This is a genomic window from Campylobacter majalis (genome assembly GCF_905120465.1).
Lineage (GTDB): Bacteria > Campylobacterota > Campylobacteria > Campylobacterales > Campylobacteraceae > Campylobacter_A > Campylobacter_A majalis.
In genome coordinates, this window is sequence record NZ_CAJHOF010000018.1 from 1 (window position 1) to 13,131 (window position 13,131).

The window sequence follows — 13,131 nt, forward strand, 5'->3', positions numbered from 1 at the left end:
TAAAGCCAGAGGCGGCCACCTTTGGCTTTTGCCCCTTAAGCGAAATTATACCAAATAAATTTTAAATATCATTTTATAAGTAATAATTCAAATCCCTCTCTGTCCGCCATTTGTTTATTTGTATTAATTTGTATTAGCTTAAATTGATTTGTTTTAATCTCTTATAAAATCCTATTTTATCGCCGTTTATAACTATTTTTTGATTTAAATTGATTTGTTTAAATTTATTTTGATTTATATTAGTATAAGCAAAAATAAAGGACAATATAACGGACAAAGTATAAAATTTTAAAAAGGTGTCCGTTATGTTAAACGATACAAAAATAAAAGCATTAAAGCCAAAAAACAATAGATATAAAGTCGGTGATGGGCAAAATTTATACATTTTAGTTATGCCAAACGGCACAAAGACATTTATTTATGAGTTTAAAAGCAAACAAACACAAAAATATAAACGCATAAGCTTAGGCAAATATCCAATAATTAGCCTTTTACAAGCACGAAGCAAACGCCTAGAATTTCAAAAGATGATAGCAAATGGTGATGAGCCTACAAATAGCCAAACACTTACGATATTTAAAGATGTGTTAAAAAAATGGCTAGAATATAAAAAGCCGCAAGTATCAGCCAAACAGTTACAAACAATTACGAGGTATTTTGAAAGATTTTATTTGCCAAATTTTGGCAATAAAGATATAAAAGCCATTAAAAAAGGCGATATAATCCAAGCGACTGATGAGCTAAACAAAGACGGCAAATTTGAGACGCTAGATCGAGCATTAAATAACATCACGGCATTTTTTAAATGGGCGGTAACGCGTGAATATCTAACGCACAATATCGCCCTTGATATCGACAAATCAGCACTTTTTAAAAAGCCTGAAGTTATAAATTTGCCTGGACTTTACACCAAAAGCGAAATAAGAAACCTAATACAAAATATAAATGAGTATAGCGGCGATATAAGAGTTAAAACGGCTGGGCTTTTTGCACTTTTAACAGTAGCACGATCTTTTAATATACGACATGCGACATGGGACGAAATAGATTTAAAAGGGCGGATTTGGTGCATTCCGTCTCACAAAATGAAAATGAAAAAGTCGCACATCATACCACTTAGCGATCAGGCTATAAAATTGCTAGAAAATTATAAAATTTATGAGTTTAAGAGTAAATATCTGTTTGCATCGCCACAAAGCAGCACAAAACCAATAAGTGACAACGCCATTCGCTCAATGCTTAGAAATTTAGGTTACACAAACGAGCAATTAACGCCGCATGGATTTAGGGCGATGTTTAGCACAATAGCACACGAAAACATAAGTAAGCATGGATTAAATGAGAGAATAATCGAGCTTTGCCTAGCACACACTGAAAAAAATAGAGTAAAAGCGACTTACAATCACGCTTTAAACCTTGATGATAGGGCTAAGCTAATGCAATGGTGGGCGGATTATTTAGATGATGAATAAAGCCTAATTTAGGCTTTATTGATTAACGCTACTTATTGGGCATCTTATAAATAACAATTGCAAGTTATTACTAAATCCAAAATAATATTAAGAATTTGCATTTGCCCCTGTAATATTAAGCAAGTAAAACGACTTGCAAAGTTTCTAAAATTTCATTCATTTAAGCCCCCTTGTTTTATAAAAAAGATAGGCAACTTGCAACGCCAAAACCAAAATTAAAATATTCTGAATTAAATCAGTCATTTTTACATTCCTTATGGTATAATTGTAAAGGCTAAAAGATGGCGGTGGGGGATTGCCCCCCTTGCTACTTTGATTTTTGCTTAATTTCGTAAAGCAATACGAATAATTCAATCAAAGCAGAAACCAAACCGATGATGGCGGTTAAAGTTTCCATCTTTTAGCCCCCTTTTATTTTATTTCAAAGGTTATAAATTAACCTTTGATAGTATAATTATACAATATTTTTAAATAAAAGTCAATAATTTAGTTAATAATTTTAAAGAATTTACAGAAAAAAAGTTAAAATTAATCGGCTAAAATCCGCCGATTGAGTTATTTTAAATCAAGTAGTTTTTTTAGCGTTGTTTTTAAATTTTCCATCTCTTTATTTTTGTTTTCAAGCTCTTTTATACGATAAAGTAAAGCAATTGATTTTTCTAAATTTTCGCTAACTTTGCCAGTTGATGATATTGTTTTTAAAGCCCCCTCACTATACCCTATTAACTCGCCAAGTTGCTTATAAGTTAAATTTAACTCTTTGCATGTTGATTTTATTAAATTTTTATCGTTCATTGTTGTCCTTTTTATCACAAATAAAGCTTATTTCAAGCTCTTTAATGTGTTTTAATCTATACATCACATCATCAAAATCATCAAGTAGCTTCACATCGCTATCAAAAAAGCGATTTGCACAGTTAGGGCATACGCTAAATGATCGTTTGCGTTCATTGATGTCAAAGACGATGCGTGTCTTACAATGCTTACATTTTAGCATTATTTCGGTTATTTCGTTGATGTTTTTAATCATTTTACAACTTTCACAAATAAGGCTTAGATTATAAAAATATTTTAAACTCGCTTATTTTTAACGCCACGCTTTAATTTGCCCCTTGTTGTGATTTGCAATTTAGGGGGATTGTTAGCTTAAATTAGTGTTGCGTCTTGTTTGTTTTTCTTAAAAAATAAAGTGCAACAGTTGAAATTATCGCTATTGCTAATGCTAAATATGCCGAAGCGTCCATTTTAACCCCTTTCTTCTATACTTTTTGCAGTTAGTGAAGCAAATAATAAAATATAAGCACCCAAAAAACTAATAACTACTGATGATATAATACTAGAAAAATCCAATACCAACTTTAAAATCCCACCTGCCATAAGACCTATCCCCAAGTTCATAAAGGCGTTGATGGTTAATTCCTGCCATTTTTTCATTTTACTATTACCTTTTTATGATTTTAGCAAACTAATCTAAATTTAACAATTCCACCTAAAAGGACAAAATATTAATAATTTTAATATTTATAGTAGAATTATATCATATAAATTTAGATTTGTCAATGGCTTTTATAAATAAAACTAAGAAAAAATAAATAAATATCTTAATTTTTATAATGGTATCTATTTCTATAAAATAGCATCTTTTAAGGCATTTTTTAAATTTTCATATTTTAGTAACTCTTTTTTTAATGTTTCATTTTCAAACACCAAATTTATACTGGCTTTTGTTTGTTTGCTAAATTTATTATTTGAAACCGCCACATTTAAACTATCCGCCCCCATTCCTATACGATGGGCTAATTCCCTTTGTGTGATGCCTAGTTCGGCACATACACGCTTTACAATGTTTTCATCTGCCATTTTAATCCTTTGCCTTGCATTATAATATATTTTGATTAAATAGCTGCTGATTTGCCCTGTCTTATCTGCTTTAAAATCTCGCCTACTTGCCTAAGCTTTTTTAAATAAGATAACGCCGTAGGTGTGTTTAAACCTATGGCGTTAAGGTGTAAGCTCATATCATTTATTAGCTCTTGTGCGTCATTTGCTAACCCATCAAGCTCTTTTAACGCGTCTATCCACTCTTTTAAAGAGTGCTTTTTAACTCCTATCATTATCGCCGCTTAAATAGCTTAAAATGCTATTTTTTGAGTAATAAATCACTTTTGAATTTGCCTTTGTCCTTTTTATCAAGCCATTTTTAGCTAATTTTGTAAGTGTCGCCGTTTGCTTTACGCCTAATAGCTCTTTTGCGATTTGTCCGCTTACCCATGTATCATTTTGCTTCATTTAAGCCCTTTTAAAATACAAATTTTAGCTGTCTATTTTTTAGCATCTTTTCGTTAAAGGCTTTACAAAATTCCTTTTTTATCTCAAAGCCAAACGCCTTGCGTCCTAAATTATCAGCTGCTATTAATGTGCTACCACTGCCACAACAAGGATCGATTACTACATCTCCAACATCAGTAAATAAAGATATAAGATGCTCTAATAGCCTAACCGGCTTTTGTGTTGGATGGATTTTTGGATATTCGCCATTGTCACGCATAAAATCCATGCAATTCATGATCATTTTGCCGTTGTTGTTAAATTTTGGCAACTTATCGCGGTAAAACAAAATGCCATATTCACAGTTGCCCACAATTCGCATATTTGCCTTTAATACTTCGCCGCTTGATGGCTTTTTAAAAACTAAATTTCTATAGCCTTTAAATCCATATCTTTTGGCTAGTTGTATAAGCGGCATTTGTTGCTCGAAACTGCAAAATATCAGCATCGCCCCTGCTTTGCTAGTCTCTTTTGGCTCAGGGCGTAGCATTTTAGTTGCAAAGTGCATAAACTCAGCCAAATTAAAGTTAAAATCCGTATCAAAAAAGGCTTTTTTAGCCTTTTTGCTCTTGCCTTGTTTTTTATCGCCGTTTATATACCATTCAGGATTAGAAGCGTAAGCATTCACTCCTAAATTATAAGGGATATCGGCTATTATTAGCTGTTCTTTTGGAATGCCATAACGCTTAAAATTTTGAAAATTATCATTAAATAGCTTCATATCTCACACCTTATAATTTGCCGCACTTACGCTAAATTTGAAAAAATCAGGAAGACTTTCAAATCTGCATTCTTTGTTTTTTATAAGTTCTAAGATCTCATCTTGCATCTCTTTAGGGATAAGCCTCATCGCCTTTGTCCATGCACAAAGCTCAATATATTCAAACTCCTCTAAAGTAATATGCTCATGTATATAATAATCCTTATAAGCCTTGTTTAGCTCTCTAATCTCATTTTGGCAATTTTGCCTAATTATCTTTAACGCTCGTTTTGCTGCATTCATCTTGTGCTCCTACATCTACAACTTCATTACCAACTCTTGAAACTATAAACCCATCTACATTTTTATAGTAAAACTTATCCCAAAATCTAGCCTTTGATCCGTATATATATCTATACTTAGCCACTTTTACACGCTTAAAAAGCGTTTTTTGCACTATTTTCTGCATCCAGTCTTTGCTTAAATTCCTCCCTAATCTCACGCCTTGCAAAAACAACTGCAATATTATTTTCAATACAAAATCTATACTCTTCATAAATACCCTCACTTTTATTTACAAACTCACCATCGCCAATATATAAAAAATCAGCCATTAAAAGCTCAGCAAAGCAACTTTTCATGGCTACATCACGACTTAAACCCTTATCGCCAAACTCAAGCACTGGCGAAAAATAATCAAAATCAAACCCTAAAAAATAATTAATTGCGTTTTTCTTTGTCTTTTTAGCCACCTGCATTACTTCATCTAGACTAAAACCACGATTAAGCATTGCATCATATGGACTAGCAACATAAATTTTAATCTTTGACATATTTTCATCACGTTTTATTTTTAGTGCTAGTCTTAAATGCGTTAGACAATTAAAACGACCTATAAGGCTTATAATCTCATGCTGTTTAAACATGTAAGCCACCTTTAAAGCTCTAAAATGCATTTGTATTTCTTTCATTTTCAACCTTTAAGCGGATTTTGTAAAAGATAACGCGCGCCTATTATCTTTAAAAAAAGCCACTTGATTTTTTAAAATTTTAAGATCCACACCAAATGGATACATCCCATCGCTTAAGCGATTGCTAATCTCATCCATGATTTGGATGTATTCATTTATACCCTCATGCTCCCACGCTTTGCGAAATTTCGCCTTTAGTTTAAATGTAAGCTCTATCCTATGCCATTTTTGATATTTGCTGTCTATCTTTTGGCGGTGACACACACTCATCTTTTTAAATTTGTCGTAAAAACAGACCTTACTAAGATTATAAAAACGCTCCTTTCGGCACTTATTTAGATATAAGCTTGTTGAATAGCTTCGTACATCGCCACCAAATGGACGAAGCAAACGACTAAACCACTCTTTATTTTTAGCCCCTGATTGCCTATCGCTATCAATATCCGTCGCTAGATCGAAGCTATCGCACTTAAAGCGTTTTAAAAACTTTGCTAAAATTTCATAAGTCTTTTTATATACTTCACGGCTAGGCTGATAAAGCCCCACAAACTCGACTTTTACAAAATACCCAAATGGCTTTTTGCGTTTTCTGCACAAATCATTTAGCTCATTTGAGTTCTCAACGACTAGCATCGTGTTTGTAAGGCTATCAACGCCCCTTTTAAAGCTCATATACCTAACCTTATATTCATGCCCTTTTGGCATGATAAGCGGCTTATAGTTTTTAAATTTATCACTTATATAGCCTTTTACTTTTTTGTTTCTGCTAACGGCTCTTAACTTGCTGCTAAGCTCGATTTTTTTGATAAATTTTAAAAATGTAGCCTTTGGCATGATAAAACGCATGGCATCAATACCTGTGCTATACTCTATTTTTTTATCAGTTTTTAGCTGCTTCATCTGCTTTTAAAGCTCTTTAAGATGATATTTAAAGCCGTCGCCACACTAAGCATCGCCCCTAAAAGTGGCACAAATAACAAAAATGCAAGTATTAGCGTTTCTAGTGGCGATGTGTGTGAATGTGATTTGTATCCAAACGCACACCCAACAAACACAAGCACCCAATAAAACAAAGCATTTATAACTACAAAATGAATACAAAAGCTAAGCATCAAAGCCCCTTTTTGCAAAGAAGCCGCCATCTTTGCTAATGCTTACATCAAAGCCCAGGCGTTTAAGCCTATAAATAAACTTAAAAATTTCGCCTAAAGTGTGATGCTTTTTCATTCTTGCCCCTCTTGCAATTTGTAATCTGGTATCTCTTTTTTTAGCTTAGCTTCTAGATTTTTAATATCCTTTTGAAGCTGCTTTTTATCCTCGTTTAGCTCTTTTATCTGCTCTTGAATGTTTTGCAAACTATCCTTAAGCGCGAAAAATTTCATTAAATCTTTATATATAGTTGTCATCTTTTATCCTTTATGTGTGCTATAATTGCTTTAAAAAAGGCTTATAAAATGGAAATTTTAAACTTCATATTTGACAATATAAATCAAAATTTAGCCATTTTCTTTGGCGGTATAATTGTAGGTTTTATCGCTTGTAAAACCACGCAAAAAAGCCACTTTTACACCGAAAAAAAGGCGATATGTGGCACACTTGCCAATCTCACAAACCAAAATCCTAAAATAACCTTTGTTTTACAAGACTATAAAAAAGTAGTTTTTTTGTCTTGCACTTACGCAAAAGGCAAAAATAGGATTTGCTCTTTGACCAATACAAAATGCCCCGCTATCCAATTTATCAAGCCTAACGATTAGCTAAATAAGCACCTAAAACCACGCCCACACCGAAAATCACGATGCAAAAAAAGCACTCAATTTGCACCCATGACCTTTAAATACTCATCGACGCTCATCGGCTTCATGCCTGGTATTTGCACCATGCCATTTTTAAGCACATATCTAGCCCCGCATCTGCCGCCGCTTACTTTGGCATCATCGGCTTCTCGCCAATTAATCCCATCGGCGTCTAGTATCGCCATTAGCTTTTTACTCACGTATCCAGCCCTTAACGCCCCTACATCAAGCCCTCTAAGCTTTAAATACTCTTTTTTGCTTATGCCTGTTTTTTCGTAAATCATCGCTGCAATTGTCATCTTTGCTCCTTTGTTTAATATCCACAAAAAGCCCTTTGCACTACCACGCAAAGGGCTTTTTATAACTACTTACGATATAAAATTAACCTTGCTTTTTATATTTAATCCCTTGTTTTTACGATTTGCATTAGTAATTTAAAGCTTAAAACAGCTTTAAATTACTATAATTGCATTGATGCAATTATATTTGACGTCGTAATTATACGACATTTTGAATAACTTGTCAAGTAAAAATGACGAATTTGTTTATGAAAAGGTAATAAAATGAATACTTTTGACGAATATATCGCAATTTTAAAAAATGCAACAGGTGCTAAAACTATTAAAGAATTGGCTAAAATTTTAGACATTAACTATAGAACTTTAACAACTTGGCAAACAAGAGGCGAAATACCAGCAAAAAAAAAGATTGAAATTTTTACAAAATTAGGAATAAGAATGGATAAAATGATAGGTGCAGTCGCAATTGGTAGCCAAAACATAGCAATAAACGGCGACAATAACGCCCTAAATCATCAAAATGACATCACAAACACACCAAAATTTAAAGAATTTTTAGAGCTATTTACAAAATACGGCAACGACGCAACACTTGATTATTTTATAAAAAAACTTAAAGCTTTAAAAGAAATTTTAGAGAATTAGAAATATGATATTGTAAGCAATCAAATCAAATCTTAAGGGGTTAAAGATGAAAAAATTATTTTTATTTTTTATTTTTGTGATTATAGCAAGTGGGACAGATAAATACGACTGCTCCAAAAGATATTGTAAGCAGATGACTAGCTGTGCCGAAGCTATGCACTATCTTAAAGCGTGTGGTATGGATAAGTTTGACCGAGATGGCGACGGTATACCGTGTGAAAATGTATGCGGCAAAGGCAAGAAAGCAAAACGATAGCCTTAAACTCCGCTAAAACACAATAAACAAGCCACCACCTAAACCAACACATCAACGCCTAAACCGTCACACACAAACGATACACCAAAGATAGACGTGTCACCACGCCATTTAATCCTTGCTTTTGATTTTATGGATATTTAAAGCGATGTAAGCAAGTAGCAACACTTCGCAAACTTCTAAAATTTCAGCCATTTAAGCCTCCTTTTGGTATAATTTCAAAGGGTTAAGACACACAAAGGCAGGGGGCAGCCCCCTACAATGCTAAAAAAGCAATTTAGCTATTTTTAGCACTAAATAAATCAAAGTGGCGACTTTGACTAAAATTTCTAAGTGCTTCATCTTAACCCTCCTTTCTTTAATATAATATAATTATACCATATTTTAATTTAAAAATCAAGTATTTTATAATTAATTTAGTTATTTTGTGATAAAATTTGTAATTTTAAAAGGCGATAAAATGAGTAATTTAGAATTTGAAAATAGATTAAATGAGCTAAATTTGAGTAAAAAAGAATTTGCTCTCTTAGTGCAAATGCCATACCAAACGATGATGAATTGGAAGCAAAACAACAAAACGCCGCATTGGGTTGAGCCGTTTTTAAATCACTACGAAAAAAGCAAGACATTAGATGAGATTTTAGGGCTGATGGCTAAATTTACAAAATAATCAAAAGCCACTTCACACACCTTATCACGTCCAGCCGCCAACGCCACGCACGACAAACAACATCGCACAAAGTCACAATTGTATCTCATGCTTTAACTCCTTAATTTATCCATTCACGCAAAGCATAAATAAAATTTTTGCTTCGCCGTGATTGCAACCTTAGACGTTTTATTATTTAGTTTTATCAAAATTAAATCCATTTGCAACTTATAAAATTGCATCTATTTTTGATTTTGCTAGTTGCCATCTGATTTATCGCTAAACCATCAAGCAAAGCCATAAGCTTACAAGCGTGAATTAGGCTAATATTTGCTGTGATAGTCTAAATCTTTGCTAATTTGTGTGATATTTTGCTATTTAGCCTTAATATCCGCTAAAAAATAAGGATATAAATATACTTTTAGCCTTAAGCTCCGCTAAAAACACCATAAGCAAATCATCACCAAAGCCAACGCACCAACGCCTAAACCATCAAGGCACACTCACACCTACAAAATCCACTTTAATGTAAATTAAATTTTAAGCCCTCTTAATAGTGGCGTAACAAACAAAAATTCTCTTATAGGTTCTTTCTAGCCATCCTCTCCCCATGCGGTTATCATCACCGAAAAAAATGGGGCTGTGATTAAATTTTGGGCATTTCGTTTTCGGTTTTTTAAAAATATAAAATTAGTTTTTTAAAAAATATAATAAAATTTAATAAAAAAGCTTTAAAAAAGAGCTAAAAATTGCTTTTAAGCCCTTAAAATGGTATAATTAAGCATTTAAATACTTGCATAATACAAAATCAAAGAAAGTCAAACGAGAAAAGAAAGTTAAACGAGAAAAGAAAGTCAATAAGCATTGTAAAAATAAGTTAAATCAAAAAATGAGTAAAATAATAGATCTGTTTGCAAACTCAATTTTTTTAAAGCCACGCCTTAATCTTTTAGAATGGGCTGAGCGTTACAGGATTTTAAGTAAAGAAAGTTCATCAAATTTTGGCAAATTTAAAGCGTTCAGCTATCAAAAAGAGCCAATGCTTGAAATCTCAAATCCAAAACGTCAAAAAGTCGTCTTACTTTGGGCGTCGCAGTTAGGCAAATCCGAGCTAATAAATAACGTCTTAGGCTACTACATCCACCAAGAGCCAAGCACGATTTTATTCATGCTACCAAACAAAGACGACGCACAGGACTATTCAAAACGCCGCTTAACGCCGATGTTTAGAGATACGCCTGAACTAGATGAGTTAATAAACGCACACGATGCAAACAACACGATTTTAATTAAAAATTTCAGGGGCGGAAATTTAGCCTTAATCGGATCAATTAGCCCCTCAAAACTAGCAAGTAAGCCGATTAAAATTTTGCTTATTGATGAAGCCGATCGCTGTGAAGCCACCAAAGAGGGCGACAGTATAGAGTTAGCAACAAAACGCACCGCAACATTTCACGACCGCAAAATCATAATAAGTTCAACGCCGACCATCTCAGGCAGTAGCAAAATTCAAAGCGAATTTGACAACTCAGATCAGCGCTATTTTTTCATCACTTGCCCCCATTGCAACCACTTACAAAAATTAATTTTTGAACGCATAACATACGAGCAAGACGCACAGACCAAAGAGCTAATAACTAATAGCGTCAGATACCAATGCAGCGAATGCGGGACGCTTTTAAACGAGCAAGAAAAAAACCAAGCCGTAAAAAATGGCAAATGGATCGCACAAAATCCAAGCAGCGATATAGCTGGATTTTTCTTAAACGCTATTTATAGCCCATTTTTTACGATGAGCGACATCATTAAAGACTATTTAAACGCACAGGGCAACGAGCTAAAAATCCAAGCCTTTAAAAACACGCTTCAAGCCATAACATACGAGCCACCAAATACAAGCTTTAATGAAAATGAGCTTTATGACCGAATAGAACACTACACAGATCAAAACTTACCGCAAAAAGTGCAATTCATAACTGCAGGTATGGACGTGCAAGGCAACCGCTTAGAACTAATCTTTATCGGATGGGCTAAGGGCTATGAAGCCTATAATATCGATTATAAACAAATTTACGGCAACACAGATCAGGATGAGGTTTGGCAAACGGCATTTAAGCACTTGCATAAAAAATTTAAAAGAGAGGACGGCAAAATTTTAAGCGTAAGTCTAGCACTAATTGATAGCGGATTTAACGCCTATAGAGTTTATAATTTTGTCTCTTTAAGCCCCAAGCTAATCGCATCTAAGGGAGCGAGTGAGACCGCGGCAAAAGTGGATTTTTTAAACAAAGTAAGATTTATAAGAAAGGGCGTAAGGCTTATAAGTATAGGCACATTTAAGGGTAAGAGTGAATTTTTTAGGCTTTTATCGATTAAAGAGCATGGCGAGGGATATTTTCACTATAATAAAAACTTTACAAATGAGTTTTTCTTACAACTAACAGCCGAAAAGCTTCAAGAGATTAAAAACAAAAAAGGCTATACAAGGCTATCATACGTTAAAATAAGAGAACGCAACGAAGCACTAGATATCACGGTATTAGCTTACGCAGCCGCAAAGCTAATCAAAAACGAATTAAGGCGTAAAAGGATAGTAAATGCCAAAAATACACAAAAACGTAATGCATAAAAAAACGCGCTATGATTTAAGCTTAAGCATTGCAAACGCTTCACGCTTTGAGCAACTTTGTGAAGCTTACGAGATGAAAAAATCAGACATGGCGGATTTTATCATTGATAGCTTTTGCAATGGAAATTTACGCTATGAACACTACTTAAAAAACCTACAAACAAAACGCCAAAACTTAGCTAAAAAGGCAGAGAATGATTTAAGTCTTTTTAATAACTTAGGCACAAAATGATAGTAACGACAAAAGAGCTAAGCGACGCATTAGGACTAACCGAGCGTAGAATTCAAGAGCTAGAAAAGCAAGAGATTATAAAAAAGCTAGAGCGTAACAAATGGGATTTAACATCATGCATTGATGATTATTTAAACTATAAAGTAAAAGCCGCTACCGCCAATTTTGAACTAAGCGAGGCGAGAGCCAAAAAAGAGCTAGCAGAAGCCGAGCTAAAAGAGTTAAAACTCGCAAAACAAAAGGGCGAAGTTATAGAAATTTACAGGCTTCAAAAGGATTTAGGCGATATCGCCGCTACTATCTCAAACCGCCTTTATTCACTACCACACAGATTAAACCGAGCTATAAATTTAAGCGACGAGCTAAACGAAGCTATAATAAAAGAAGTCGAAAGCATTTTAATAGAGCTAAAAGATGCTAAAATTTATAAAGAATTTGGCAGTTAGAATAATTCGCTATGGCTACCAACTTGCATTAAATAAAGAGACAAAACACCATTTTAACTTCTCATTTTTTTTGATAATCTTTAAAATTTTCACACTCTATAACATCGCCATTTTTAAACTCATCAATCGCCTTATCAAGTCCAGAAATAGAAAATTCTTTTTTCTTTTTTATCTCTAAATTTGGACTTAATGCCTTTAAGCTCTCTAAAACCGCTAAAATTTCACTACTTACATTATTTAAAATTACTTGCATTTTTGCCGCCTTTATAAATTTTGCCTATTTTATCACTTGTAAATTTAAACTCACATAATTTTATAAAATCATCTTAAACAACACACAGCACAAAGGCAGTTAATGACAACTAAAGAGCGGATAGAGCTAATAGACAAGGCAATCGATGATGTATTAAACAATCTTCAAAATGGCATTGAGATCAAAGAATACTGGATTGATAATTTAAAAGTCGAGAAAAGAAGTCCGCTTGAGCTAATAACTGAACTAAGAAAAATAAGAACCTTAACGATTAAAGACGCACAAAAACAAAAAGCAAAGTTTAAAACATATATTTTTGGCGATAGGTATTAAATGAAAGTGTGCAGTATTTTTGATTTTAGGCAAGGCGTAGGAAAAAAATTAAACGCAGCGTATGCGTTATACGTGAGTACTGATTTTTTGACTACAACGAAGCATAAAACAAAAAGACAAAC

At 33.5% G+C, this 13,131-nt stretch carries 25 protein-coding genes; 9 read left to right on the forward strand and 16 right to left on the reverse strand.

Features of this window, described 5'->3' with window-relative positions:
- Positions 1 to 305: 305 nt before the first annotated feature.
- Positions 306 to 1,472: a tyrosine-type recombinase/integrase gene (locus tag LQU93_RS08195; protein WP_229933398.1), complete on the forward strand. Its 1,167-nt coding sequence runs from the start codon at positions 306 to 308 to the stop codon at positions 1,470 to 1,472.
- A 555-nt stretch (positions 1,473 to 2,027) separates the two neighbouring features.
- Here the strand turns inward: LQU93_RS08195 and LQU93_RS08200 are convergent.
- The 14 genes from LQU93_RS08200 to LQU93_RS08260 all read right to left on the reverse strand — a co-directional run bounded on the left by LQU93_RS08200 (position 2,028) and on the right by LQU93_RS08260 (position 6,877).
- Positions 2,028 to 2,267 carry a transcriptional regulator gene (locus tag LQU93_RS08200; RefSeq protein ID WP_229933399.1) on the reverse strand — a complete coding sequence of 80 codons (240 nt, stop codon included), beginning with the start codon at positions 2,265 to 2,267 and terminating at the stop codon, positions 2,028 to 2,030.
- Complete coding sequence (locus tag LQU93_RS08205) at positions 2,257 to 2,502, reverse strand: hypothetical protein (protein WP_229933400.1); 246 nt, start codon at positions 2,500 to 2,502, stop codon at positions 2,257 to 2,259. Before LQU93_RS08205 ends, LQU93_RS08200 begins: the two co-directional genes overlap by 11 nt.
- 215 nt (positions 2,503 to 2,717) lie before the next feature.
- Positions 2,718 to 2,906, reverse strand: a complete 189-nt coding sequence (locus LQU93_RS08210) for a hypothetical protein (protein ID WP_229933401.1) — start codon at positions 2,904 to 2,906, stop codon at positions 2,718 to 2,720.
- Between the two features lie 192 nt (positions 2,907 to 3,098).
- Complete coding sequence (locus LQU93_RS08215) at positions 3,099 to 3,332, reverse strand: transcriptional regulator (RefSeq protein ID WP_229933402.1); 234 nt, start codon at positions 3,330 to 3,332, stop codon at positions 3,099 to 3,101.
- Between the two features lie 35 nt (positions 3,333 to 3,367).
- Positions 3,368 to 3,586, reverse strand: a complete 219-nt coding sequence (locus LQU93_RS08220) for a hypothetical protein (protein WP_229933403.1) — start codon at positions 3,584 to 3,586, stop codon at positions 3,368 to 3,370.
- A complete protein-coding gene (locus tag LQU93_RS08225) occupies positions 3,573 to 3,761 on the reverse strand; it encodes a hypothetical protein (RefSeq protein WP_229933404.1) in 189 nt (62 codons plus the stop codon). Before LQU93_RS08225 ends, LQU93_RS08220 begins: the two co-directional genes overlap by 14 nt.
- A gap of 10 nt (positions 3,762 to 3,771) precedes the next feature.
- Positions 3,772 to 4,521, reverse strand: coding sequence for a DNA-methyltransferase (locus tag LQU93_RS08230; RefSeq protein ID WP_229933405.1), 750 nt, complete (start codon positions 4,519 to 4,521; stop codon positions 3,772 to 3,774).
- 3 nt (positions 4,522 to 4,524) lie between these two features.
- The gene (locus tag LQU93_RS08235) at positions 4,525 to 4,803 is read right to left on the reverse strand and encodes a hypothetical protein (RefSeq protein WP_229933406.1); all 279 of its coding nucleotides are present in this window, start codon (positions 4,801 to 4,803) and stop codon (positions 4,525 to 4,527) included.
- Entirely contained in the window at positions 4,769 to 4,969 is a 201-nt protein-coding gene (locus LQU93_RS08240) for a hypothetical protein (protein ID WP_229933407.1), read from the reverse strand. Before LQU93_RS08240 ends, LQU93_RS08235 begins: the two co-directional genes overlap by 35 nt.
- Positions 4,938 to 5,471 carry a hypothetical protein gene (locus LQU93_RS08245; RefSeq protein ID WP_229933408.1) on the reverse strand — a complete coding sequence of 178 codons (534 nt, stop codon included), beginning with the start codon at positions 5,469 to 5,471 and terminating at the stop codon, positions 4,938 to 4,940. Before LQU93_RS08245 ends, LQU93_RS08240 begins: the two co-directional genes overlap by 32 nt.
- A 9-nt stretch (positions 5,472 to 5,480) precedes the next feature.
- Entirely contained in the window at positions 5,481 to 6,371 is an 891-nt protein-coding gene (locus LQU93_RS08250) for a hypothetical protein (protein ID WP_229933409.1), read from the reverse strand.
- Entirely contained in the window at positions 6,368 to 6,583 is a 216-nt protein-coding gene (locus LQU93_RS08255; RefSeq protein WP_229933410.1) for a hypothetical protein, read from the reverse strand. The genes LQU93_RS08250 and LQU93_RS08255 overlap by 4 nt, the downstream gene beginning before the upstream one ends.
- Positions 6,576 to 6,698, reverse strand: a complete 123-nt coding sequence (locus LQU93_RS09995) for a hypothetical protein (RefSeq protein ID WP_268250065.1) — start codon at positions 6,696 to 6,698, stop codon at positions 6,576 to 6,578. The genes LQU93_RS08255 and LQU93_RS09995 overlap by 8 nt, the downstream gene beginning before the upstream one ends.
- A complete protein-coding gene (locus tag LQU93_RS08260) occupies positions 6,695 to 6,877 on the reverse strand; it encodes a hypothetical protein (protein WP_229933411.1) in 183 nt (60 codons plus the stop codon). Before LQU93_RS08260 ends, LQU93_RS09995 begins: the two co-directional genes overlap by 4 nt.
- Before the next feature lie 48 nt (positions 6,878 to 6,925).
- On the opposite strand from LQU93_RS08260, the gene LQU93_RS08265 reads away from it, so the two are divergent.
- A complete protein-coding gene (locus tag LQU93_RS08265; protein WP_229933412.1) occupies positions 6,926 to 7,228 on the forward strand; it encodes a hypothetical protein in 303 nt (100 codons plus the stop codon).
- A 56-nt stretch (positions 7,229 to 7,284) separates the two neighbouring features.
- On the opposite strand, the gene LQU93_RS08270 is transcribed toward LQU93_RS08265, so the two are convergent.
- On the reverse strand, positions 7,285 to 7,566 hold the full coding sequence (locus tag LQU93_RS08270) for a hypothetical protein (RefSeq protein WP_229933413.1): 282 nt from the start codon (positions 7,564 to 7,566) through the stop codon (positions 7,285 to 7,287).
- 264 nt (positions 7,567 to 7,830) lie between these two features.
- Between LQU93_RS08270 and LQU93_RS08275 the strand changes: the two genes are divergently transcribed.
- The 6 genes from LQU93_RS08275 (at position 7,831) to LQU93_RS08300 (ending at position 12,423) form a co-directional block, all read left to right on the forward strand.
- Positions 7,831 to 8,211: a helix-turn-helix domain-containing protein gene (locus tag LQU93_RS08275; protein ID WP_229933414.1), complete on the forward strand. Its 381-nt coding sequence runs from the start codon at positions 7,831 to 7,833 to the stop codon at positions 8,209 to 8,211.
- A gap of 46 nt (positions 8,212 to 8,257) precedes the next feature.
- Positions 8,258 to 8,467: an excalibur calcium-binding domain-containing protein gene (locus tag LQU93_RS08280; protein ID WP_229933415.1), complete on the forward strand. Its 210-nt coding sequence runs from the start codon at positions 8,258 to 8,260 to the stop codon at positions 8,465 to 8,467.
- Positions 8,468 to 8,927: 460 nt separating this feature from the next.
- On the forward strand, positions 8,928 to 9,137 hold the full coding sequence (locus LQU93_RS08285; protein ID WP_229933416.1) for a hypothetical protein: 210 nt from the start codon (positions 8,928 to 8,930) through the stop codon (positions 9,135 to 9,137).
- A gap of 868 nt (positions 9,138 to 10,005) precedes the next feature.
- Positions 10,006 to 11,745, forward strand: coding sequence for a phage terminase large subunit family protein (locus LQU93_RS08290; RefSeq protein ID WP_229933417.1), 1,740 nt, complete (start codon positions 10,006 to 10,008; stop codon positions 11,743 to 11,745).
- On the forward strand, positions 11,714 to 11,977 hold the full coding sequence (locus tag LQU93_RS08295) for a gag protein (RefSeq protein WP_229933418.1): 264 nt from the start codon (positions 11,714 to 11,716) through the stop codon (positions 11,975 to 11,977). Before LQU93_RS08290 ends, LQU93_RS08295 begins: the two co-directional genes overlap by 32 nt.
- Positions 11,974 to 12,423, forward strand: a complete 450-nt coding sequence (locus LQU93_RS08300) for a hypothetical protein (RefSeq protein WP_229933419.1) — start codon at positions 11,974 to 11,976, stop codon at positions 12,421 to 12,423. The genes LQU93_RS08295 and LQU93_RS08300 overlap by 4 nt, the downstream gene beginning before the upstream one ends.
- 61 nt (positions 12,424 to 12,484) lie before the next feature.
- On the opposite strand, the gene LQU93_RS08305 is transcribed toward LQU93_RS08300, so the two are convergent.
- Positions 12,485 to 12,676, reverse strand: a complete 192-nt coding sequence (locus LQU93_RS08305) for a hypothetical protein (protein ID WP_229933420.1) — start codon at positions 12,674 to 12,676, stop codon at positions 12,485 to 12,487.
- Positions 12,677 to 12,778: 102 nt separating this feature from the next.
- On the opposite strand from LQU93_RS08305, the gene LQU93_RS08310 reads away from it, so the two are divergent.
- Positions 12,779 to 13,009, forward strand: a complete 231-nt coding sequence (locus tag LQU93_RS08310; protein ID WP_229933421.1) for a hypothetical protein — start codon at positions 12,779 to 12,781, stop codon at positions 13,007 to 13,009.
- Positions 13,010 to 13,131: the final 122 nt, after the last annotated feature.